The sequence below is a fragment of the Pseudomonas triticicola genome (assembly GCF_019145375.1).
GTDB lineage: Bacteria > Pseudomonadota > Gammaproteobacteria > Pseudomonadales > Pseudomonadaceae > Aquipseudomonas > Aquipseudomonas triticicola.
Genome location: NZ_JAHSTX010000002.1, coordinates 691,106 through 713,371, shown reverse-complemented (window position 1 = coordinate 713,371; position 22,266 = coordinate 691,106). Strand labels below are relative to the sequence as shown.

The following is a 22,266-nucleotide window of genomic DNA, read 5'->3' as shown; positions in this document are numbered from 1 at the left end:
TGTCTGTCAGCGTGCAATCAGGGCAGCACTGGGTTAATCGTCGAGGCGCTCTTCCAGCTGGCGCACTTCGTAGGTGAGCTTGTCGAGGAACTGCATGCGCCGCATCAGGCGTTCGGCCTGCTCGCGTTGCGCTGCATCATCCCAACAGGCTGCGAAGCTTTCGTTGAGCTGCTCCTGAGCCGCCTTCAAGCGACGCTTGAATACCGCGACACCGTCGAGGTCGGCACTGTCCTGCAGATCTTCGAGCTCTTCGCGCCATTGCATCTGCTGCAAAAGAAACTCGGGATCGTGGACAGTGACTTCCATCGGCACTTCATGCCCGCTGATTTTCAGCAGGTAGCGTGCGCGCTGGGCCGGACTCTTGAGCGTCTGGTAGGCGTCGTTGAGCCGCGCCGATTGCTCGAGTGCCGAGCGCTGCTCGCGTTCGGATGCATCGGCAAAACGGTCAGGATGGACGCCGCGCGCCAACTCACGGTAGCGCGTGGCCAACTGCTCGAGATCCAGGCGGAAGCTCGGTTGCAGCTCGAATAAAGCGAAATGACAAGGAATACCCACGACCAGCCTCAGATGTTGAAGCTTTCGCCGCAGCCACATTCACCGCGCACGTTGGGGTTGTTGAACTTGAAGCCTTCGTTCAACCCTTCCTTGACGAAGTCGAGCTCGGTGCCGTCCAGGTAGGCCAGGCTCTTCGGGTCGATGATCACTTTTTCGCCGTGACTCTCGAACACCTGATCTTCCGCCACTACCTCGTCGACAAACTCCAGCACGTAGGCAAGGCCGGAACAGCCTGTGGTGCGAACACCCAGACGAATCCCTTCACCTTTGCCGCGCCCGTCGAGGGAGCGCCGCACGTGTCGAGCAGCCGCTTCTGTCATGCTGATAGCCATCGTTGACTCCTTACTCGTCGCCGAATCTTGAAATTCAGATCAAGCCTTTCTTCTGCTTGTAGTCGCGAACTGCCGCTTTGATAGCGTCTTCTGCGAGCACGGAGCAGTGGATTTTCACTGGCGGCAGGGCCAGTTCTTCGGCCAGCTGAGTGTTCTTGATGGTTTCGGCTTCGTCCAGGGTCTTGCCCTTCATCCACTCGGTGGCGAGGGAGCTGGAGGCGATTGCCGAACCGCAACCGTAGGTCTTGAACTTGGCGTCTTCGATAACGCCCTGATCGTTGACCTTGATCTGCAGACGCATCACGTCGCCGCACGCCGGAGCGCCGACCATGCCGGTGCCGACATCAGGATCTTCCGCGTTCATCTTGCCGACGTTGCGCGGGTTTTCGTAGTGGTCGATGACCTTTTCGCTGTAAGCCATGATTCTCAATCCTCACTCATCAGGGCCGCTCTTGAGACCCTGCAACTGCGCTGCGTGAACCGCCGCGTCGCTACAGGATCTGTATCCGGCGGCTTCTATAGTTAGTGTGCCGCCCACTCGATTTTCGAGATATCGACGCCGTCTTTGTACATGTCCCACAGCGGCGACAGAGCGCGCAGCTTGGTAACGGCCTCGCAGACTTTCTGCGCGGCGTAGTCGATTTCTTCTTCGGTGGTGAAACGGCCGAAGGTAAAGCGGATCGAGCTGTGTGCCAGTTCGTCGTTGCGGCCCAGGGCGCGCAGTACGTACGAAGGCTCCAGCGACGCCGAGGTGCATGCCGAACCGGACGATACCGCCAGATCCTTGAGCGCCATGATCAGCGACTCGCCTTCAACGTAGTTGAAGCTCAGGTTCAGGTTGTGCGGAACGCGGGCGGTCAGGCTGCCGTTGACGTACAGCTCTTCCAGGTGCTCGACCTGCTTGTAGAAGCGATCGCTCAAGGCTTTGATGCGCACGTTTTCAGCGGCCATGTCTTCCTTGGCTACGCGGAACGCTTCGCCCATACCGACGATCTGGTGGGTCGCCAGGGTGCCGGAACGCATGCCGCGCTCGTGACCGCCGCCGTGCATGGTCGCTTCGATGCGCACACGCGGCTTGCGGCTGACGTACAGCGCGCCGATGCCTTTAGGGCCATAAGTCTTGTGGGCGGAGAACGACATCATGTCGACTTTCAGCTTCTGCAGATCGATTTCGACCTTGCCGGTGGACTGAGCAGCGTCGACATGGAACAGCACGCCCTTGGCGCGCAGCATCTCGCCGATGGCGGCGATGTCGTTGATGGTGCCGATTTCGTTGTTGACGTGCATCACCGACACCAGAATGGTGTCTTCGCGCAGGGCCGCATCAATCATTGCCGGGGTGATCAGACCGTCTTCGGTCGGCTCGAGGTAGGTCACTTCGAAACCTTCACGCTCCAGCTGGCGCATGGTGTCGAGGACAGCCTTGTGCTCGATCTTGCTGGTGATCAGGTGCTTGCCCTTGGAAGCGTAGAAATGTGCCGCGCCCTTGATCGCCAGGTTGTCGGATTCAGTGGCACCGGAGGTCCAGACGATTTCGCGCGGGTCGGCGTTGACCAGATCGGCCACCTGACGACGAGCGTTTTCGACGGACTCTTCAGCCTTCCAGCCGAACACGTGGGAGCGGGACGCCGGGTTACCGAAGTTTCCGTCGACCAGCAGGCATTCACTCATTTTCTGCGCAACGCGCGGATCAACCGGGGTGGTTGCAGAGTAATCAAGGTAAATCGGCAATTTCATGGACTATCTCCTAAATCAGGGCTGGCGTGCCGCGGGTAGCTCTTCGGCTGTCATTCGACGGCGGACGCTTCAATCTTGTCCAGGCGTGGCGCCTTGCTGCTGCAACGGCGCTGGTCCTGACGCTGGGCTACTTCTTGTACCTCACGGCGAGTCACAAGGTCGGCCAAGCTGATACCGCTCAGAAATTCGTGAATCTGCAGGCTCAAGTCGCACCACAGGTGATGGGTCAGGCAGGTATCACCGGAATGGCAATCGCCCTGGCCCTGGCACTTGGTGGCATCGACCGATTCGTTCACCGCATCGATCACCTGGGCGACCTGGATGCCCTGCATGTCGCGGGACAACTGGTAGCCACCACCCGGACCGCGAACGCTGGAAACCAGGTTGCTGCGGCGCAGCTTGGCGAACAGCTGTTCGAGGTAGGACAGGGAGATGCCTTGGCGCTCGGAGATATCGGCCAGAGACACCGGCCCGTGCTGCGCGTGCAACGCCAGGTCAAGCATGGCGGTCACGGCGTATCGGCCTTTTGTAGTCAGTCGCATGGACAGTTACCACGGAGTTCGGAATGGGCGGGAGTATGCAATTCCCGAGCATTTAAGTCAACTATAAGACCTAGTGCTTTAGTCGGGTTTACCCGCAAAAGAGCGCGCGCACTATAGCAAAGACGGGGCGCGGACAGCCAGCGCAACCGCGTGATCGTTCTTCGCGAGCAGGCTCGCTCCCACATTGGAATGCATTGCTCTTGTGGGAGCGAGCCTGCTCGCGAAAAGCAGCGCCGCGGTTCAGCCGGCTTTCGATTCGTCCTTGCCCTTGACGCAAGCGAAGTCTTCTTCGCGCAGCGAAGGCAGATCTTTCGCACAGTAATTGCTGCCCAGATCCTTCAGCGCGCCGCACATGCCTTCCAGACGCCCGTCCACCGCTTGCAGGTGATCGAGCAATTGGCCGATGGCGCGGGCCACCGGGTCGGGCATGTCTTCGCTGACACCGTAGGCGTCGAAACCGATCTTTTCCGCCATGGCTTTGCGCTTGGCGTCCTGCTCTTCGTCGGTCTTGATGATGATCCGCCCCGGAATCCCCACCACCGTTGCGCCCGGCGGCACTTCCTTGGTGACCACAGCGTTGGAGCCGACTTTGGCGCCGGCACCCACCGTGAACGGACCGAGAACCTTGGCCCCGGCACCTACCACCACGCCATCACCCAGCGTCGGGTGGCGCTTGCCTTTGTTCCAGCTGGTGCCGCCGAGGGTCACACCTTGATAGATGGTGACGTCGTCGCCGATCTCGGCGGTTTCACCAATGACGATGCCCATGCCGTGGTCGATGAAGAAACGCCGACCGACCTTGGCGCCCGGATGAATCTCGATCCCGGTCAGCCAGCGACCGAAGTTCGACACCAGCCGCGCCAGCCACTTCAATTCGTTGCGCCAGAGCATGCCGGCCAGACGATGAATCCAGATCGCATGCATGCCGGGGTAGCAGGTCAGGACTTCAAAAGCGTTACGCGCCGCCGGGTCTCGATGGAATACGCTTTGGATATCTTCACGCAAACGCTCAAACATCATTTAATCCTTCCGCTTTAGAAGCTCGCCACGGGCCGCTTTCTGGGTTTCCGTGAGGATGCCACGCAAAATATTCATTTCCGCCCGGCTGACCGAGCTGCGTCCGTACAACCGGCGCAGGCGCGCCATCAAGTGCCGAGGCTTTTCCGGGTCGAGGAATTCGATGGCAACCAGCGTCTGTTCCAGGTGCTCATAGAATCGCTCCAGCTCATCCATGGTCGCCAGCTCGGCGCTTTTCACCGAGGCCACTTCTTCTTTCTCGACCTTGCTCGGCTGACCCTGTGCGGCCAGCCACGCCATGCGCACCTCATAACTCAACACCTGCACCGCCGCCCCAAGGTTCAGCGAACTGAACGTCGGGTCAGAAGGGATGTGCACATGGAAGTGACATCGCTGCAGCTCTTCATTGGTCAGGCCGGAATCTTCACGGCCGAACACCAAAGCAATCTCGGCGCCCTGCCCGGCTTCCTCGACCACCTTGTTGCCACATTCGCGCGGGTCGAGCAGCGGCCAGGGAATACGCCGGTCGCGGGCGCTGGTGCCGAGCACCAGATTGCAACCGACCAAAGCGTCTTCCAAGGTGGCGACGACCTGGGCGTTTTCAAGGATGTCACCGGCACCGGAGGCGCGAGCATCGGCCTCGTGGTGCGGGAAGACCCGCGGTTCGACCAGCACCAGTCGCGACAGACCCATGTTTTTCATGGCGCGCGCGACCCCGCCGATGTTGCCGGGGTGGCTGGTGTTGACCAGGACGACACGAATGTTCTGCAGCAAGGGAGGCGCTCTCGGACACAGGAAAGGGGGGCAAATCTTACAGAACAGCCTACCGTTAAGCTATGAAAGCGAACAGCGTCCTTCACCTGAAGAAAAGTTCTGATAGAATGCGCGGCTTTCTTTAACAACCTTAGGTGACACATCCATGCAGCCCATGCTGAATATCGCGCTGCGCGCCGCCCGCAGCGCCAGTGAACTGATCTTCCGCTCCATCGAGCGCCTGGATACCATCAAGGTCGACGAAAAAGACGCCAAGGATTACGTATCCGAGGTCGATCGCGCCGCTGAACAGAAAATCATCGATGCCCTGCGCAAGGCTTACCCGAATCACTCGATTCAGGGTGAAGAAACCGGCCTGCACGCTGGCACCGGCATCGAAGGCGAAGAGTACCTGTGGATCATCGATCCGCTGGACGGCACCACCAATTTCCTCCGTGGCATTCCGCACTTTGCAGTGAGCATTGCCTGCAAATATCGTGGTCGCCTGGAACACGCAGTGGTTCTGGACCCGGTTCGCCAGGAAGAATTCACCGCCAGCCGTGGTCGCGGCGCTCAACTGAACGGTCGTCGTCTGCGCGTCAGCGGTCGTACCAGCCTCGACGGTGCACTGCTGGGTACCGGCTTCCCGTTCCGTGACGACCAGATGGACAACCTCGACAACTACCTCGGCATGTTCCGCGCCCTGGTTGGCCAGACCGCCGGTATTCGCCGTGCAGGCTCGGCGAGCCTGGACCTGGCTTACGTAGCTGCCGGTCGTTTCGATGCGTTCTGGGAATCGGGCCTGTCCGAGTGGGACATGGCTGCAGGCGCCCTGCTGATTCAAGAAGCCGGCGGCCTGGTGAGCGATTTCACCGGCGGTCACGACTTCCTGGAAAAAGGCCACATCGTTGCCGGCAACACCAAATGCTTCAAGGCAGTGCTGACGGCGATCCAGCCGCACCTGCCGGCCTCGCTGAAGCGCTAAGCTTCACGCGGAACCAAAAAGCACCCTCCGGGGTGCTTTTTTTATGCCTGCAATTCCAAACAGCACAATTCCCTGTGGGAGAACCGCGTTCAGCCCTAAATCGCGGGTATAAAAAAAGCACCCCGCAGGGTGCTTCTTTTCACAACCGTAAATCCTTACTGAGCCGGCTCATTCTGCGAAAGGATCAGCTTGCCTTCCTTGTCGACCGGAATCTGGTTACCCGGATCGCGATCCATCCGCACCTTGCCTTCCTTGCCATCGAGCGAGTAACGCACGTCGTAGCCGACGACCTTGTCGCTGATGTCATTGACCGTGTTGCAGCGGGTTTGCGTGGTGGTGTAGGTGTCACGCTCCTGCATGCCCTCCTGCACCTTGTTGCCCGCATAACCGCCACCGACCGCACCGGCCACCGTGGCAATCTTCTTGCCGGTACCGCCGCCAATCTGGTTGCCCAGCAAACCACCGGCCAGCGCACCGACCACGGTCCCGGCGATCTGGTGTTGATCTTTTACCGGTGCCTGACGAGTCACCGTTACATCCTTGCATACTTCACGTGGAGTCTTGATCTGTGTCTTGACCGGCTCAACGGCTAATACTTGCGCATACTCAGGGCCGCTTTTAACCAGGCTGTAGGTGGCAACAGCACCCCCGGCTGTGACACCGACAGCACCCAATACCGCACCAACCAGCAACGACTTGTTCACATGAACCTCCTGACCATCACATGCGGGACGCGCCCGCGCTTCTCCCAGCCTTGGAGCACAAAAAAAGGCGCGAGTTCAACTCGCGCCTTTTGTTGGCTGACAGCCGGGAAATCGCTGACCGTTATGGACGGTCGTCGACTTCCTTGTCGGTGTTGGCCGGAGGAATCAGATCCTCGGTGGTCAGGTTCAGCCAGATCAGCACCACGTTGGCGATGTAGATCGACGAGTAGGTACCCGCCAGTACACCGATGAACAGTGCGATGGAGAAACCGAACAGGTTGTCGCCACCGAAGAACAGCAGCGCCGCGATCGCCAGCAGAGTGGAGATCGAGGTCGCCATGGTGCGCAGCAGGGTCTGGGTGGTCGAGATGTTGATGTTCTCGATCAGCGTCGCCTTGCGCAGCACGCGGAAGTTCTCACGTACCCGGTCGAAAACCACGATGGTGTCGTTCAGCGAGTAACCGATGATCGCCAGCACCGCCGCCAGCACTGTCAGATCGAAGGTGATCTGGAAGTACGAGAGGATACCCACGGTCACGATCACGTCGTGGATCAGCGAGACAATGGCGCCGACCGCGAACTTCCACTGAAAGCGGAACGCCAGGTAGATCAGGATGCCGCCGAGCGCCAGCAGCATGCCGAGGCCGCCCTGGTCGCGCAGTTCTTCACCGACCTGCGGGCCGACGAACTCGACACGCTTGACCGTCGCCGGGTTGTCACCGCCGACCTTTTGAAGCGCTTCCGCTACTTGATGGCCCAGCTGCGGGTCTTCACCCGGCATGCGCACCAGCAGGTCGGTCGTCGCACCGAAGTTCTGCACCACGGCTTCGTGATAACCGGAAGTCGCCAGTTGCTCGCGCACCTTGGTGACGTCGGCCGGGCGCTCGTAGGTCAGCTCGATGAGCGTACCGCCGGTGAAGTCCAGACCCCAGTTCATGCCCTTGGTGGCGACACTGAACAAGGCAATGACGGTAAGCAACACGGTGACGCCGAACGCGAAGTTGCGAACGCCCATGAAGTTGATTGTACGTAACATGGCAGCCCCTTAAATCCACAACTTCTTGAAGTCACGTCCGCCAAAGATCAGGTTGACCATTGCGCGGGTCACCATGATGGCCGTGAACATCGAGGTAAAGATCCCGAGGGACATCGTCACTGCGAAACCCTTCACCGGGCCGGTGCCCATGGCGAAGAGAATGCCGCCGACCAGCAACGTGGTCAGGTTGGCGTCGAGAATCGCGGTGAATGCCCGGCCGAAGCCTTCGTTGATTGCCCGCTGCACAGTCATGCCGGCGGCGATCTCTTCACGAATCCGCGAGAAGATCAGTACGTTGGCGTCAACCGCCATACCCATCGTCAAGACGATACCGGCGATACCCGGCAGGGTCAGCGTGGCGCCCAGCAACGACATCAACGCCAGCAGCAGCACCATGTTCACCGCCAGCGCGACGGTGGCGATGACGCCGAAGAAGCGGTAGATGGCGATGATGAACAGCGACACGAACAGCATGCCCCACAGGGAAGCATCGATACCTTTGGTGATGTTGTCAGCACCCAGGCTCGGACCGATTGTGCGCTCTTCAGCGAAGTACATCGGTGCAGCCAGACCACCGGCACGCAGCAGCAGCGCCAGTTCAGACGACTCGCCCTGACCGTTCAGGCCAGTGATGCGGAATTGCGCACCCAGCGGCGACTGAATGGTCGCCAGGCTGATGATCTTCTTCTCTTCCTTGAACGTCTGCACCGCAACGTCTTTCTCGACGCCATCAACCACTTGCTTGGTGTAAGTGGTGACCGGACGCTGTTCGATGAAGATCACCGCCATGCTGCGACCGACGTTGGAACGGGTCGCGCGGCTCATCAGCTCGCCACCGTGGCCATCCAGACGGATGTTCACTTCAGGCGTGCCGTGTTCGCCGAAACCGGCCTTGGCGTCGGTGACCTGGTCACCGGTGATGATCAGGCCACGCTCGATCTGCGCTGGCGGACGGTTGCCTTCGCGGAATTCGAACGATTCGGAAGTGGCTTTCGAAGCGCCCGGCTCGGCGGCCAGACGGAACTCGAGGTTGGCCGTCTTGCCGAGAATACGCTTGGCTTCGGCAGTGTCCTGCACGCCCGGCAGCTCAACCACGATGCGGTTGGCGCCCTGGCGCTGCACGATCGGTTCGGCAACACCCAGCTCGTTGACGCGGTTACGTACCGTGGTCAGGTTCTGCTTGATGGAGTATTCACGGATTTCCGCCAGCTTGGCCGGGGTCATCGCCAGACGCAGCACCGGTTGACCGTTGAGGTCGGCCGGAACAATGTCGAAATCGTTGAAGTTCTTGCGGATCAGCGCACGGGCCTGTTCGCGGGAGTCTTCATCGCTGAAGCCCAACTGAATGGCACCGCCCAGTTGCGGCAGGCTGCGATAGCGCAGCTTCTCTTTGCGCAGCAGGCTCTTGACGTCGCCTTCGTAGACTTTCAGGCGCGCATCGAGGGCTTTGTCCATGTCCACTTCGAGCAGGAAGTGCACACCACCGGACAAGTCCAGACCCAGCTTCATCGGGTGCGCACCGAGGTTGCGCAGCCATTGCGGGGTGGTCTGTGCCAGGTTCAGCGCGACGACGTAGTCATCACCCAATGCCTTGCGTACAACGTCCTTGGCCGGCAGCTGGTCTTCAGCCTTGCTCAGACGGATCAGACCGCCCTTGCCGCCTGCCGTCAGCGTGGCCGCCTTGACGTTGATGCCGGACTCTTTCAGCGCTGTGCTGACGCGAGCCAGATCGGCGTCATTGACCTGCAGAGCCGTGCTGGCGCCGCTGATCTGAATGGCCGGGTCATCAGGATAAAGATTGGGAGCGGAATAAATCAGACCGATCGCCAGCACCGCCAGGATCAGAATGTATTTCCACAGAGGGTATTTGTTCAGCATCACGCCGCCCGTTATGAACGCGGGGCGCCTTGCGCGCCCCGTCGATTGAGTAGAAGTTGTTGCTCTTAGATCGCTTTCAGCGTGCCTTTTGGCAGCGTGGCGGCGATGGCGCCTTTCTGGAACTTCATTTCCACGGTGTCGGACACTTCCAGAACCACGAAGTCATCGGCAACCTTGGTGATCTTGCCGGCGATGCCGCCAGTGGTCACGACTTCGTCGCCCTTCTGCAGGCTGCTCAGCAGGTTCTTCTGCTCTTTGGCGCGCTTGGCCTGTGGACGCCAGATCATCAGGTAGAAGATGACCAGGAAGCCGACCAGGAAAATCCACTCGAAGCCGCCGCCCATTGGACTTGCAGCAGCCGGTGCAGCTGCGTCAGCCATGGCGTTAGAGATAAAAAAGCTCATTTAGCACTCCAGTTGCAAATGTTGAATCTTGGGGTCAGAAAACTCAGTCCAAAGGCGGAACGGGAAGTCCGCGTTTGGCGTAGAAGGCATCGACAAAGGCGGCCAATGTACCCTGTTGAATAGCCTCGCGCAAACCAGCCATGAGCACCTGATAATGGCGCAAGTTATGGATGGTATTGAGCATGCTGCCGAGCATTTCGCCGCACTTGTCCAGGTGATGCAGATAAGCGCGCGAGAAGTTCTGGCAGGTATAGCAATCGCAGGTCGGATCCAGCGGCGATTCATCATGGCGATGGAACGCGTTACGGATCTTCAGCACACCGGTATCGATGAACAGATGCCCATTGCGGGCATTACGGGTTGGCATCACGCAATCGAACATGTCCACCCCGCGGCGCACACCCTCAACCAGATCTTCCGGTTTGCCAACGCCCATAAGGTAACGAGGTTTGTCAGCGGGCATCTGGCCCGGCAGATAATCCAGCACCTTGATCATTTCGTGCTTCGGTTCGCCCACCGACAGACCGCCGATGGCGAGGCCGTCGAAGCCGATCTTGTCGAGGCCTTCGAGCGAGCGCATGCGCAGGTTTTCATGCATGCCACCCTGGACGATGCCGAACAGCGCCGCGGTGTTGTCGCCGTGGGCATTCTTCGAACGCTGCGCCCAGCGCAGCGACAATTCCATCGATACGCGCGCGACGTCTTCGTCAGCCGGATAAGGCGTGCATTCGTCGAAGATCATCACGATGTCGGAACCGAGATCGCGCTGCACCTGCATCGACTCTTCCGGGCCCATGAACACTTTGGCGCCGTCGACCGGAGAAGCGAAGGTCACGCCCTCCTCCTTGATCTTGCGCATCGCGCCGAGGCTGAACACCTGGAAGCCGCCGGAGTCAGTGAGGATCGGGCCTTTCCACTGCATGAAATCGTGCAGGTCGCCGTGTTCCTTGATCACTTGAGTGCCGGGACGCAGCCACAGGTGAAAGGTGTTGCCCAGAATGATTTCCGCGCCCGTGGCGACGATGTCGCGCGGCAGCATGCCCTTGACCGTGCCGTAGGTGCCGACCGGCATGAACGCCGGGGTCTCGACGGTGCCACGGGGGAAGGTCAGGCGACCACGACGAGCCTTGCCATCGGTGGCCAGCAGCTCAAAGGACATTCGACATTCGCGACTCATTCTGTTTCCTCTGGGCCTGTCTGTTCAGGGGCAGTTGGAGCGGGATTGCGGGTGATGAACATCGCATCCCCGTAACTGAAAAAGCGGTAGCCGTTTTCCACGGCGGCCTTGTAGGCGGCCATGGTTTCGGGATAACCGGCAAACGCGGAAACCAGCATCAACAGCGTGGATTCCGGCAAATGGAAATTGGTCACCAGGGCATCGACCACATGAAATGGCCGGCCCGGATAGATAAAGATGTCGGTGTCGCCACTGAACGGCTTGAGCACACCATCGCGCGCCGCGCTCTCCAGCGAACGCACGCTGGTGGTGCCGACCGCAATCACCCGACCGCCACGCGCACGGCACGCCGCCACCGCATCGACCACATCCTGGCCGACTTCCAGCCACTCGCTGTGCATGTGGTGATCTTCGATCTTCTCGACACGCACCGGCTGAAACGTCCCCGCGCCGACGTGCAACGTCACGAACGCAGTCTCGACGCCCTTGGCAGCAATCGCCTGCATCAACGGCTCATCGAAATGCAGCCCCGCCGTCGGTGCTGCCACCGCGCCCAGACGCTGGGCATACACGGTCTGATAACGCTCGCGATCCGAGCCTTCATCCGGGCGGTCTATATAAGGAGGCAACGGCATGTGCCCGACGCGATCGAGCAGCGGCAAGACTTCCTCGGCAAAACCCAGCTCGAACAACGCGTCATGACGCGCGAGCATCTCGGCTTCGCCACCACCGTCGATAAGGATCTTCGAACCCGGCTTGGGCGACTTGCTGGAGCGCACATGGGCCAGCACGCGGTGCGCATCGAGCACGCGCTCGATGAGAATTTCCAGCTTGCCGCCGGACGCTTTCTGCCCGAACAGCCGCGCCGGAATCACCCGGGTATTGTTGAACACCATCAAATCGCCCGGGCGCAAATGCTCAAGCAAATCAGTGAATTGACGGTGTGCCAGGGCGCCGCTCGGCCCATCAAGGGTCAGCAGGCGACTACCGCGACGCTCGGCCAACGGATGGCGGGCGATCAGCGAATCAGGAAGCTCGAAAGTAAAGTCAGCAACGCGCATGATGGGGTTCGTCTAGCAGGGCCGGAAAGTCTAGCGGAAATATCGAAAATTGACCATGAAACGTGATTGACCAACGGTAATCACCTCTCTATACTTCGCCGCCATTGAGCCCTGATGGCGGAATTGGTAGACGCGGCGGATTCAAAATCCGTTTTCGAAAGGAGTGGGAGTTCGAGTCTCCCTCGGGGCACCAACACAGAGAAAAAGGTCTTGCGAAAGCAGGGCCTTTTTTTTCGTCCGTAGGAAAGTGGAGGTCGGCTTTTGCCAATGTGAGGCGCTTAGGCTTGGGCTCACCAAGGAGGCCAATCCCGAGACGCTGGAAGCATGGATAACCAAGCATAAGGCTGAGCAATTAGCGCTCGATGAGAAAAGGCCTGCGAAGAGGCCCTCTCTTTATCCCAACAAGCTATTTTTTCCTGCAGATCTCAACATCGTTTTGTGTTTTCAGATCGGTGTCGATGCCAAGCCGATACCTGCAGTAGTCAATGATCCATTTACGCTCCTGCTCCGTGAGTCGCTCGACTTGTCGAATCTCCCCGTCATTGGCGTGGATGTTGTAAAACTCCATCTGAAACGTCGGATGCTTCTTGATGAATAGGATGGTTTCGATGTCTCCGTCTTCTAGCGCTTCGTAATACCCAACGTAAAGCACAGTCACCAAAGCCAAAACAATCAGGGCAATCAGCTTCTTCATTCTTGCGGTGCCGGAGGTGGGAGTAGTTGAGTTTTTGCTCTGAGATTCCTGACCAACTCCATGCCGATGTTTCCGGGACAGATCTTGCCTTCAGAGGCTTGGCCTGGGTATTCCCGATGCCCGCCAAAATGCTTGATCACAAACACACTCTTCAGCGCATCGATCAGATGCATCAGCGCAGTGATTTGGGCAGCAGGTATCACGTTGGTCGTGCTGTATCCGAGGCTATCAAGCGCAACACGGCCCTTGGCGACCCAATCCCCGCCCTCCTCCGGTGTCGTCAGGTTTTCCAATAAAACAATGCCAATCAGGCCTGTATTGAATTTCAGGACACTCGAACCTTGAAGGCGTATGTCGCGCCCCTCATAAACTTGCCCGGTGCAATCAATACCGAAGTGGTAGCCGATATCGTCGTATTTCTGGCTTAGGTGCCCCTTCTGGATTTCCTGCATCTGCTCTACACCGGGTGTACAGCTGTGGCTTCGACCGGCGTGATGCAGGGCGATCATGGTGTAATCCCAATCCATCACCATATCCGGCTTGCCTTTCACCGCTCCCCACGAGGATCGCTCTACGAACGTGGTGTTTAGTGAACGGACCTTCTTGATGATCGCTTCACGCGTTGCCGCTCGATCATTGACGGTAATCGGTATCGGACACATGAACTCGCCGGGCTTGATTTCTTGGGCGGTCGCTTGAGTTGCGAATAGATTGGTCATCAAGCCCCCTCCGCCAGCTCATGGAGCGTCCGAGCCGGAGCGCTGAACATGACGTGCAGTGAAATCTTCGCATCGGGAGTCGGTGTTTTTACGTGAGCAATTCCATTGGCATCGGTTACGCCCGTGGTTTCTACACCGTTGACTGTCGCCACAAAGTCACGGAAAGCCAACGGAGTGCCCGTTTCGCTGTCGGTGATGCTGAAGGCCTGGCCGTAGGTCTTCTGGATCGCAAGAGGAAGTGGAGGCTCGAACGGAACAGGCGTATGCGAATCCCCGATGATTACGGTGCCGGAGCCGCCGACTACTACGTCACCGTGCGTACCAACGGAATCAACCAGAGCTGCGTTTTTACCATTGATAAAAACGGTCGCTGATACACCTGAAACCAATGCGCTGCCGCATGTGCAGGTATCACCTTTACGAGCGGCAGCAAGTCCATCGAAGAAAACATCAGCAGAGCCTGAAGCGATGGCTTTGGCGCCATGTCCTGGCATTGGGCAACTGGTGGGATCGGTTAAACGTGCTGCGGGCTTTGGCATTATTGACTCCTTGTCATGATCGCCTGGGAACGCAGAACTTATCAGACTCGGCCATCTCAGTCTCGACCTAGGTAGGAATCACCGGATCGCTGACACCAAAGATACTCTAGCCAGATCACCAATCGCGGGACACCAAATGTGTTCCACCTAACTCGTAAATCCGGCCTTATAGCCTGGACGCTATCTCTTTCCACATGTAGTCATAGTTGTACTCCAACCAACGCACCAATAATCTGTCGTACTGCCTGCGAAACCAATTGCGCCGTCGCGCCGCGAGCCTCTCCTCTATCTCGGATCTGAGCCAATCAGGGTCGAACCCAGTCCATACAGTGGGCAGAACTGCAGCAATGTTTGTGAAGCAAACTGGTGCTACTTCTGAGTAAAAAATCTTGTAGAGCACCGCTGGCTCAAGGCCCTCGAGCTGTCGAACGACGTAGTCGTAATCAGTGGGGAAATGATTGAAAGGCTCTGATAAGGCATCTCTGACCTTGGTCAGTTGTGGTTCACTCAGAAGATGTCCCAATGCAAAAATCCTCCGATTCCTTATCCAGTAACTCGCTACCGTTTCGTCTGCAGATCTGCATGTAACCGCACCGACGACAATCGTATGCATATCGCCATGGCGAGTCATGGCCAAAACTGATGTCATCTTACCGAGCAACAGCTCAAGTCCAGAATCGGGCGCTTGCCCAACCTATTCCTTAGCCCCAAACATCCGCCCAGCAATCTCCCGCCCCCGCTCCAACCCTTCCTCCGTCAACCATATCGATTTGTTCCGGTTCACCGGATTACTGATCAAACCCTGTTCGTGCAAGCGGTTCATGATCTCGAAGTCATAGCCCTTCCACGCATTGCCGGCGTCGGAGCTATAGGCTGCCAGGAGAGCAAGGACGGCGTCGTCGATCAGTTTCATGTCGTATTCCATGATGGTCACTCCGCTGATGTTCAGTGTTTGTAATCAAAGCGTCGTATCAAAGTGGATGTCAATGCGGCGCGAGCTCTTGGGTTTAGATGCCCGATTGCTGGTTGCCTCGACTGCGATCCCCGCCCGTATAATCACGCCCGCACGGCAAAGCTCCTCTGGCGTTTCGCGCATTGGTTTCAAACCTTCCACCTTCACTGACAGACATCCCCATGGAAACCTCACTGGAAACCGTCGCCCTCTTCTCCCTCAAACTTGCCTACGAAGAAGAAGGCCTGAGCCCGATCCTGCGCGATGACATGGTCATGGGCGATTATCAGAAAGACGTCTTCGAGTTACTGGTGAAACGCGGCGATGTCGAGGCCATTCAGTTCAAGATGAACGAATGCCTGAACCTGGCGCTGGATGCTTTGGGCGGGGTCGAGAAGCCGTTGGGGCGGGAGTTGCGCAAGTTGTCGGCGGAGTTGGCTCAGGCGCGATCGGTGGAGCAACTGGGTCAGCCGCTGCTCGCGCTGAAGGGGTATTTGCGCGACATTCTTTGAGTGCCGCGCTACAGCCATGCCGCTATCTCGTCCGATCAGCGACGCGCTTTCAGTACTCGAATATCCGTTGGGAAGCCGTCAGCGCCAACCAGTTGTTTCCAGCCCATGTATTGAAATTCGCCATTGGGATCAATGTAGTCGCCCTTCTCTGGTTGCCCTCCGCCAACTATCGCCACACGCTTCACTTCGCCACAGCCGCCATCCGACGGGCGCACGGTGTAGATCACATACGGCTTCACATATTGCGTGGCGCGGAAGTATTGGCCGCAGATTTCGTCGACGGTGATGAGCATGGTTTTCAGGCGGGCTTCGCCGTCGGTGTCTTCGTGCAGTTTCAGGAAAGAGATGTCGCCGACGTCGCTGTAGCCGAGGGAACGGGCGCGTTGGTAGGCGAGGGAGTTCTGGTGCGCAATTCTGCCCTCCTCCACACCGCGTTGCATTTGCGCGGCGAACTCGGCTTTGCCTTGGGCCAGGGTTGCCTCGGCGTGGGCGGCGACGTTTTCGCAGTGGGCGTACTCGCTGGAGTCGAGGTGTTGCGGGAGCAGGTTAAGGCGGCGCTCGTTCATGGAGGCGAGGCTGTCTTGCAGGCCGGACGTTAGTGCATAGGCAGCGGAAACGCGACCGCTCTGGACGTCGGCGATTGTCTCCTGCATCCGCTGGCAATTGGCGAGGTAGTAATTCCAGCTGGCTTGCGGGTGTTCTTTTGCGAAGCAGAAGGCTGGGGTAATGGAGACGGCAAGGGTGAGAGCGCCGAGCAGTTGCAGCAAACGGGTTGTGGAAAACATGGGTAGTCCATTACAGAGAAGGCATGGCGCGACGCTACTATTTTGCTATCTTGCCGTCCACTCTCTACAGGCGAGCAAGTTGCCGCCTCTGTCTCGTAGCCAGGAAAGAAATCCGATGGATGCTGTGTTGTGTTTAGTAGTCATGGCTGCAATGTGGTTCTGGGTAGTGCGACAGCGCGGGCAGTGGAATTTGTTGATGGCGAACCTTGCCGGAGCGGGCAGCGCTGTGGTCGCGGGCATTGTCTTCACACTGCTTTATGACGGGCTGTTCGGCACCACCATGGCAGCGCCGGGGCTGCATAACAGCCTGGTGGTGTTCATGACCAGCGCGGGCGTTCTGGCGGGTGTGTGGTTGTGGATCGCCAAGCGTCGTCAGCCGGCGCATCCGGTTGCACGTCAACTGCTCGCGGGCGCCTGTGGCTTTGCCGCCGGGATGATCACGTTGATTTTTCTGGCGGCGAATTATTTTCCGCAACCGTAGCCGGACGGCGCGTCTATTTTGCTATCTTGCCGCGCATCGTCGGGGCTTGCTGATCGTCTCGCGCCGCGCTTGGATTGTTGAAAGGTAAGGAAAGGATCAAATGGAGTTTCTGCGTTTTCTGGCGTTCGTCGCTGTCTGGGGTTTCATGTGGCGCTGGGTGGTGAAGAACCGCGGCAGCTGGAATATTTTCTACGGCAACATCGTTGGCGCGGCGGGTGGGTTCATTGTCGGGCTGGTGATGTTGTCGATCACCTTTTCGCTGTTTCCTTCGTCGTTCGATCGCGAGGCGGCGCAGGCGGAAAACACGCCAGTCGTCGAGTCGACCTCTGTGTTGCCTGAAGCCGAGGCAGTCACGCCCGTCACCGAGCTGAAAGATGCGCCGGCTTTTGCTGCCATCGAGGCGGACGACAAGCCTTCTCCCGCCGACTCCGCACTGCTGCCGAATTACGCCAGCCGGTCGCCGAAATCGATGCCGGTACAGACCGTGCTGAATCAAAGCGACTACGAGGGTCGCATGGCCCTGGCTGCACTGAACAAGAAGTTGCGCGGCGACGCACAGGCCGACAAGTCGATGATCGCGTATGTCATGTGCAGCCCGTTTGTCACCAGCACCCTGCGCTATCCCGCGTCGGCGCGTTTTGCCGACAGCAAAGCGCTGGTCAGCCATCGCTTCAAGGATCAGGTCTACAGCTTCAGCAACAGCGTCACTGCGCGCAACATGAATGGCGACGATGTCACCTACCGTTTCGATTGTTCTGTACAAGAGCTGCCACGGGTTGATGCAACGGCCGGTGAATGGCGTTTGCTGGCGCTGAAACTGCAAAAAGCCGACTCTTAAGGCTGATTTAAGGGATCAAGGCGCCGGCTGCGCTATCATCGCCGGCCTGTGCGCCTTGAGCTTTGCCCTCGATGTTTTCAACACCCGATGACCTTAACTCGCTGCCTCCTGTACTGGCCGGCCCGTTGCTGCGGCGGCTGGAGCCGACGCGCGTGGTGCTGTGGCTGGTGGGCTCGCGTGAACTGACGCTGACCTTGCGCCTGCAAGGTGTAGGAGATATTCCGCTCGACTCAGAGAAATGCACGGTCATTGCCGTAGGCCGTCATGCGTTCGTGCATCTGATCGACGTTCAACTCGAAAGCACCCTGCCCTGCGACACGTTTATCGATTACGACCTGCTGATCGATGACGCCATCGGTATGGCTGAGTGGGCACCGCACCTGCTTTATCCCGGTGCCACCTGCGCGAACCTCGTCGTGCGTTCGCGGATCGAGCAATTGCTCCACGGTTCCTGCCGCAAGCCGCATCATCCGGCAACCGATGGTTTGCTCTGCGTCGATCAATTGCTGGCCGACGAAACCGATGCGCAACGGCGCCCGGCGCTGCTGATGATGAGTGGTGATCAGGTCTATGCCGACGACGTCGCCGGGCCGATGCTGCGGGCGATTCATGCCTTGATCGAGCGTCTGGGTCTGTTCGATGAGCACCTTGACGGTGCCGTGGTCAGCGACAGCGCCAAGCTCTATGAGCACCCGGCCAGCTACTACCACCGTGCGGATTTGTTACCGGCGCTGGAGAGCAACGAGACCTTGCGCGAGCGATTTTTCGGTGGCGCGCGTAAGCCGATTTTCACCAGCAGCAGCGCCGACAATCACCTGGTGACATTCGCCGAAGTCATGGCCATGTACATGCTGGTGTGGTCGCCGACGCCGTGGTCGCTGATCAATCCGAGCGCGCCGACGCTGACGCCGGAACGCCGCAAGCGCTACAACCTCGAGCAGACGCGCATCGATACCTTCAAGGCGGGCTTGGGCAACGTCGCGCGGGCGCTGGTGCATCTACCGAGCCTGATGATTTTCGATGACCACGACATCACCGATGACTGGAATCTTTCTGCGCAGTGGGAGGAAACCGCCTACGGCCATCCGTTCTCCAAGCGCATCATCGGCAACGCGCTGATTGCTTATCTGTTGTGTCAGGGCTGGGGCAACAATCCGGATGCCTTCAAGGACGTACTGGAGCAGACCGCGCAACTGAGCGCCAGCGGTGATGACGGCTATCTGGACATGCCGGTGCAGGACGATCTGATTGATCAGTTGCTGCGTTTTCAGCAGTGGCATTTCGTGCTGCCGAGCACTCCGGCACTGGTGGTGATCGACACGCGCACCAGGCGCTGGCGCAGCGAGATGGCGCTCAAGCAACCATCGGGCCTGCTCGACTGGGAGGCCTTGAGCGAACTGCAACAGGAACTGCTCGATCACCCTTCGGCGATCATCGTGTCGCCGGCGCCGATCTTCGGCGTGAAGCTGATTGAAACCGTGCAGAAGGTGTTCAGCTGGTGCGGTTATCCGCTGCTGGTCGACGCAGAAAACTGGATGGCCCATCGCGGCGCGGCACAGGTGATCCTGAACATTTTCCGACACTCGCGCACACCCGGAAACTACGTGGTACTGTCCGGCGATGTGCATTATTCCTTCGTCTACGAAGTCCTGATCCGCCACCGCAAGGCCGGCCCACGGATCTGGCAGATCACCAGCAGCGGCATCAAGAACGAATTCCCGCCAACGCTGCTGGAATGGTTCGACCGCCTCAACCGCTGGCTCTACTCTCCGCGCTCGCCATTGAACTGGTTCACCAAACGCCGCTTGATGCGCATCGTCCCGTATACGCCGGAACATGCCGAGGCCGGGGAACGGCTGTGGAATTCGGCGGGGATCGGACAGGTGTTTTTCAATGAACAGGGGCAGCCGAGCGAGATTGTTCAGCACAACTCGAATGGGGCGGAGAGGACGAGGATGCTGGCGCCGGAGTTGGGAGATGGGCCAGACTGAAACCAGATCTGAGCATAGGTGGAGGGCCCGGCAACGGGCACTCCACCTGCTGACAATTACAGCAGATAAGGATTACAAGCCTCTCGGAAACGTCTCCGAAGTGCTTAAGTGATACTGGGCGCAATCACAGTCGACCTCGCTGTGTGCCAACCACTCGCAGGCCCACATCATGCAAATCATCACCTTCAGCAAAACCACAGCTCACCTGGCCTTGTCGATGGACCAAGCAACCAATGATCGCGAACCGTTGCTGATTACCAGGCGCGGTGCCGAACCGGTTGTGATGATAGGCCTGACTGACTATGAGTCACTTTTGCGGACAGTCAATTCGCTGTCCTTACCAGACACTCCGCAGCAGTGATTATGCAGATAGGGCTGACGACAACGCCCGTCCAACCCCTCTGACAATCATCCCTACCTCGCGCTCATCAATCGTCAACGGCGGGAGCAACCTGATGGTCTTGCCACGAGTCACGTTGATCAACAAGCCGTGATCCCGTGCGGCGATCAGCGTCAGGTCGCGCACCGGTTGTTTCAGCTCGATGCCGATCATCAGGCCCTGCCCCCGGATTGCCAGCACGTTCGGGTTGTCTGCCAATTCGGCGCGCAAGCGTTCCAGCAGCCGTGCGCCCTGCACCCGCGCATTCTCCAGCAAACCTTGTTCTTCGATGATGTCCAGCACCGTGCAGCCGACCCGGCAGGCCAGCGGATTGCCACCGAAGGTGCTGCCGTGGCTGCCCGGGGTGAACAAATCCGCCGCGCGGCCACGGGCCAGGCAGGCGCCGATCGGCACGCCATTGCCCAAGCCTTTGGCAAGGGTCATGACATCGGGCACGATGCCTTCGTGCTGAAAGGCGAACCACTGCCCGGTGCGGCCGATGCCGGTCTGGATTTCATCGAGCATCAGCAGCCAAGCGTGGCGACTGCACAGGTCGCGCAGGGCTTTGAGATAACCCGGCGGTGCGACTTGTACGCCGCTTTCGCCCTGGATCGGTTCGACCAGAATCGCCACGATGCGCGCGCCGTGTTTGCGCTGTATTTGCTCCAGCGCCGGGAGATCGCCGAACGGCACTTTGACGAAATCCCCCGGTAGTTCGTTGAAGCCCAGGCGCACCGCCGGGCCATCGCTGGCAGACAGCGTGCCGAGGGTGCGGCCATGAAACGCGTTGGCCATGACCACCACCAGCGGCTGCTCGATGCCTTTGCGCCAGCCGTACAGGCGCGCCAGTTTCAGTGCCGTCTCGTTCGCTTCGGCGCCGGAGTTGTTGAAAAACGCGCGCTCCATCCCCGACAACGCCGTCAGCCGTTTGGCCAGCTGTAGTTGCCAGTCGATGCTGTACAGGTTGGAGGTGTGCAGCAGCAATCCCGCCTGCTCGCTGATCGCCGAGACAATGCGCGGATGCGAGTGGCCGACATTGGTCACTGCCACACCGGCAACAGCGTCCAGATATTCGCGCCCCGCCTGATCCCACAGGCGCGTGCCCAGGCCCTTGGTGAAACTCAGGGCCAGTGGTTGGTAGGTGTTCATCAGGGCGGCGGTCATGACGTGAAACTCCATTGCAGGTCGGTGTTTTTGCAGTATGGTTAGCCACCTCAGCTGGATAAACCCGGAAAAACTTCAATCATTTAAAAGCCGAGCTTGATAATGGATTTGTTTCAGTCGATGGGCGTCTACGTCAAAGTGGTGGAAACCGGGAGCATGACGGCCGCCGCTGCGAAGTGCGAAATGTCGACGACGATGGTAGGCAATCATCTGCGCGCGCTGGAGCAACGGCTCGGCGTGCAACTGCTGCAACGCACCACGCGCCGCCAGCGCCTGACCGAATTCGGCAGCGTCTATTATCAGCGCTGCCTGGAAGTGCTGGGCCTGGTGGCCGACTCCGAACGCCTTGCCGAACAAGCGTCGGACGAGCCGCGCGGTTTGCTGCGTATCACTGCGCCACTGACCTTCGGCGTCGAACGACTGACCCCGGCCCTCAGCGAATACTCCTTGCTGTATCCGCAAGTGAAGCTCGACGTGGTACTGACCAACAGCCGTCCGGATCTGCTGGAGAACGGCCTCGATGTCGCATTCCGCCTGGGCAATTTCGACCAATCCAACCTGATCGCCCGCCCCCTGATCGACTACACCCTGACGGTCTGCGCCTCCCCCGACTACATCGCGCGGCGCGGCATGCCGCACACGCCACAGGATTTGCAGCAACACGATTGCCTGTCCTTCGCCTACCCGGCTGGGGATGACTGGCAATCGGTGGAAAAACGCTGGCGTCTGAGCGGTCCGGAAGGTGAAGTCCTCGTCGACGTCAGCGGGCCGATGCTGATCAACAGCTCCGCCGGTCTGCACCAGGCAGCGCGCAACGGCATGGGCATCATGATGCTGCCCGACGCGCTGGTGGAGCAGGATCTGCGCGACGGCAAACTGGTCAGGGTAATGACGGACTACCAACCGCCGAGCAGGCCGATGCATCTGTTGTATGCGCAGGATCGCTACCGATTGCCGAAGCTGAGACGGTTTGTCGAGTTTGCGATGCGTACGTGGGGAAAACCTGACGTCGGCCGGCCGTAATCGATCAC

27 protein-coding genes and 1 tRNA gene are annotated in these 22,266 nt (G+C 59.1%); 8 read left to right on the top strand and 20 right to left on the bottom strand.

What is annotated here, in order from left to right; all coding sequences use genetic code 11:
* Nucleotides 1-33 precede the first annotated feature (33 nt).
* From hscB to trmJ, 7 genes are all read right to left on the bottom strand, one after another.
* Nucleotides 34-555 carry a co-chaperone HscB gene (gene hscB, locus KVG85_RS25130; protein WP_016773325.1) on the bottom strand — a complete coding sequence of 174 codons (522 nt, stop codon included), beginning with the start codon at nt 553-555 and terminating at the stop codon, nt 34-36.
* An 8-nt stretch (nt 556-563) separates the two neighbouring features.
* Entirely contained in the window at nt 564-887 is a 324-nt protein-coding gene (iscA, locus tag KVG85_RS25125) for an iron-sulfur cluster assembly protein IscA (RefSeq protein WP_003227904.1), read from the bottom strand.
* 34 nt (nt 888-921) lie between these two features.
* The gene (gene iscU, locus KVG85_RS25120) at nt 922-1,308 is read right to left on the bottom strand and encodes a Fe-S cluster assembly scaffold IscU (protein WP_003227907.1); all 387 of its coding nucleotides are present in this window, start codon (nt 1,306-1,308) and stop codon (nt 922-924) included.
* 101 nt (nt 1,309-1,409) lie between these two features.
* On the bottom strand, nt 1,410-2,624 hold the full coding sequence (locus tag KVG85_RS25115) for an IscS subfamily cysteine desulfurase (RefSeq protein WP_016773324.1): 1,215 nt from the start codon (nt 2,622-2,624) through the stop codon (nt 1,410-1,412).
* Nucleotides 2,625-2,674: 50 nt separating this feature from the next.
* The gene (gene iscR, locus KVG85_RS25110; RefSeq protein ID WP_016773323.1) at nt 2,675-3,166 is read right to left on the bottom strand and encodes a Fe-S cluster assembly transcriptional regulator IscR; all 492 of its coding nucleotides are present in this window, start codon (nt 3,164-3,166) and stop codon (nt 2,675-2,677) included.
* A 240-nt stretch (nt 3,167-3,406) separates the two neighbouring features.
* Entirely contained in the window at nt 3,407-4,183 is a 777-nt protein-coding gene (cysE, locus tag KVG85_RS25105) for a serine O-acetyltransferase (protein ID WP_217865307.1), read from the bottom strand.
* Between the two features lie 3 nt (nt 4,184-4,186).
* The gene (gene trmJ / locus KVG85_RS25100) at nt 4,187-4,957 is read right to left on the bottom strand and encodes a tRNA (cytosine(32)/uridine(32)-2'-O)-methyltransferase TrmJ (RefSeq protein WP_217865306.1); all 771 of its coding nucleotides are present in this window, start codon (nt 4,955-4,957) and stop codon (nt 4,187-4,189) included.
* Between the two features lie 145 nt (nt 4,958-5,102).
* Between trmJ and suhB the strand changes: the two genes are divergently transcribed.
* Nucleotides 5,103-5,921 (top strand): type III secretion system regulator SuhB, encoded by an 819-nt coding sequence (gene suhB, locus KVG85_RS25095; protein WP_016773320.1) that lies wholly within the window; start codon nt 5,103-5,105, stop codon nt 5,919-5,921.
* Between the two features lie 155 nt (nt 5,922-6,076).
* Here suhB and KVG85_RS25090 read toward each other — a convergent pair whose 3' ends face one another.
* From KVG85_RS25090 to queA, 6 genes are all read right to left on the bottom strand, one after another.
* Nucleotides 6,077-6,625 (bottom strand): glycine zipper 2TM domain-containing protein, encoded by a 549-nt coding sequence (locus KVG85_RS25090; RefSeq protein ID WP_007916907.1) that lies wholly within the window; start codon nt 6,623-6,625, stop codon nt 6,077-6,079.
* A 121-nt stretch (nt 6,626-6,746) separates the two neighbouring features.
* Nucleotides 6,747-7,661 (bottom strand): protein translocase subunit SecF, encoded by a 915-nt coding sequence (secF, locus tag KVG85_RS25085; RefSeq protein ID WP_150741864.1) that lies wholly within the window; start codon nt 7,659-7,661, stop codon nt 6,747-6,749.
* Nucleotides 7,662-7,670: 9 nt separating this feature from the next.
* Nucleotides 7,671-9,539 carry a protein translocase subunit SecD gene (gene secD, locus KVG85_RS25080; RefSeq protein WP_016773318.1) on the bottom strand — a complete coding sequence of 623 codons (1,869 nt, stop codon included), beginning with the start codon at nt 9,537-9,539 and terminating at the stop codon, nt 7,671-7,673.
* A gap of 65 nt (nt 9,540-9,604) precedes the next feature.
* Entirely contained in the window at nt 9,605-9,943 is a 339-nt protein-coding gene (gene yajC / locus KVG85_RS25075) for a preprotein translocase subunit YajC (protein WP_016773317.1), read from the bottom strand.
* A gap of 43 nt (nt 9,944-9,986) precedes the next feature.
* Nucleotides 9,987-11,102 (bottom strand): tRNA guanosine(34) transglycosylase Tgt, encoded by a 1,116-nt coding sequence (gene tgt, locus KVG85_RS25070; RefSeq protein WP_160768392.1) that lies wholly within the window; start codon nt 11,100-11,102, stop codon nt 9,987-9,989.
* Nucleotides 11,103-11,116: 14 nt separating this feature from the next.
* Entirely contained in the window at nt 11,117-12,181 is a 1,065-nt protein-coding gene (gene queA, locus KVG85_RS25065; protein ID WP_016773315.1) for a tRNA preQ1(34) S-adenosylmethionine ribosyltransferase-isomerase QueA, read from the bottom strand.
* A gap of 108 nt (nt 12,182-12,289) precedes the next feature.
* Between queA and KVG85_RS25060 the strand changes: the two genes are divergently transcribed.
* Nucleotides 12,290-12,374: transfer RNA gene (locus KVG85_RS25060), tRNA-Leu, on the top strand.
* Between the two features lie 213 nt (nt 12,375-12,587).
* On the opposite strand, the gene KVG85_RS25055 is transcribed toward KVG85_RS25060, so the two are convergent.
* From KVG85_RS25055 to KVG85_RS25040, 5 genes are all read right to left on the bottom strand, one after another.
* On the bottom strand, nt 12,588-12,875 hold the full coding sequence (locus KVG85_RS25055) for a hypothetical protein (protein ID WP_217865305.1): 288 nt from the start codon (nt 12,873-12,875) through the stop codon (nt 12,588-12,590).
* Complete coding sequence (locus KVG85_RS25050) at nt 12,872-13,594, bottom strand: N-acetylmuramoyl-L-alanine amidase (RefSeq protein WP_217865304.1); 723 nt, start codon at nt 13,592-13,594, stop codon at nt 12,872-12,874. Before KVG85_RS25050 ends, KVG85_RS25055 begins: the two co-directional genes overlap by 4 nt.
* Complete coding sequence (locus KVG85_RS25045) at nt 13,594-14,133, bottom strand: PAAR domain-containing protein (RefSeq protein ID WP_136492750.1); 540 nt, start codon at nt 14,131-14,133, stop codon at nt 13,594-13,596. Before KVG85_RS25045 ends, KVG85_RS25050 begins: the two co-directional genes overlap by 1 nt.
* Nucleotides 14,134-14,299: 166 nt before the next feature.
* Nucleotides 14,300-14,656 (bottom strand): DUF7079 family protein, encoded by a 357-nt coding sequence (locus KVG85_RS26030; RefSeq protein ID WP_225926923.1) that lies wholly within the window; start codon nt 14,654-14,656, stop codon nt 14,300-14,302.
* A 171-nt stretch (nt 14,657-14,827) separates the two neighbouring features.
* Entirely contained in the window at nt 14,828-15,046 is a 219-nt protein-coding gene (locus KVG85_RS25040; protein ID WP_224789896.1) for a DUF6429 family protein, read from the bottom strand.
* A gap of 221 nt (nt 15,047-15,267) precedes the next feature.
* Here KVG85_RS25040 and KVG85_RS25035 point away from each other — a divergent pair, with 221 nt between their 5' ends.
* Nucleotides 15,268-15,597: a hypothetical protein gene (locus tag KVG85_RS25035; protein ID WP_016773313.1), complete on the top strand. Its 330-nt coding sequence runs from the start codon at nt 15,268-15,270 to the stop codon at nt 15,595-15,597.
* A 35-nt stretch (nt 15,598-15,632) separates the two neighbouring features.
* Here KVG85_RS25035 and KVG85_RS25030 read toward each other — a convergent pair whose 3' ends face one another.
* A complete protein-coding gene (locus tag KVG85_RS25030) occupies nt 15,633-16,382 on the bottom strand; it encodes a hypothetical protein (RefSeq protein ID WP_217865303.1) in 750 nt (249 codons plus the stop codon).
* Between the two features lie 196 nt (nt 16,383-16,578).
* Between KVG85_RS25030 and KVG85_RS25025 the strand changes: the two genes are divergently transcribed.
* The 4 genes from KVG85_RS25025 (at nt 16,579) to KVG85_RS25010 (ending at nt 20,053) form a co-directional block, all read left to right on the top strand.
* Nucleotides 16,579-16,863: a hypothetical protein gene (locus KVG85_RS25025; protein WP_225926901.1), complete on the top strand. Its 285-nt coding sequence runs from the start codon at nt 16,579-16,581 to the stop codon at nt 16,861-16,863.
* A gap of 100 nt (nt 16,864-16,963) precedes the next feature.
* On the top strand, nt 16,964-17,701 hold the full coding sequence (locus tag KVG85_RS25020; RefSeq protein WP_217865301.1) for a hypothetical protein: 738 nt from the start codon (nt 16,964-16,966) through the stop codon (nt 17,699-17,701).
* A gap of 71 nt (nt 17,702-17,772) precedes the next feature.
* A complete protein-coding gene (locus KVG85_RS25015; RefSeq protein WP_217865300.1) occupies nt 17,773-19,692 on the top strand; it encodes an alkaline phosphatase D family protein in 1,920 nt (639 codons plus the stop codon).
* A gap of 169 nt (nt 19,693-19,861) precedes the next feature.
* Entirely contained in the window at nt 19,862-20,053 is a 192-nt protein-coding gene (locus KVG85_RS25010; RefSeq protein WP_217865299.1) for a type II toxin-antitoxin system Phd/YefM family antitoxin, read from the top strand.
* On the opposite strand, the gene KVG85_RS25005 is transcribed toward KVG85_RS25010, so the two are convergent.
* A complete protein-coding gene (locus KVG85_RS25005) occupies nt 20,054-21,235 on the bottom strand; it encodes an aspartate aminotransferase family protein (protein ID WP_217865298.1) in 1,182 nt (393 codons plus the stop codon). It abuts the gene before it with no gap.
* Nucleotides 21,236-21,337: 102 nt separating this feature from the next.
* Here KVG85_RS25005 and KVG85_RS25000 point away from each other — a divergent pair, with 102 nt between their 5' ends.
* Complete coding sequence (locus KVG85_RS25000) at nt 21,338-22,258, top strand: LysR family transcriptional regulator (protein ID WP_122611838.1); 921 nt, start codon at nt 21,338-21,340, stop codon at nt 22,256-22,258.
* Nucleotides 22,259-22,266 lie beyond the last annotated feature (8 nt).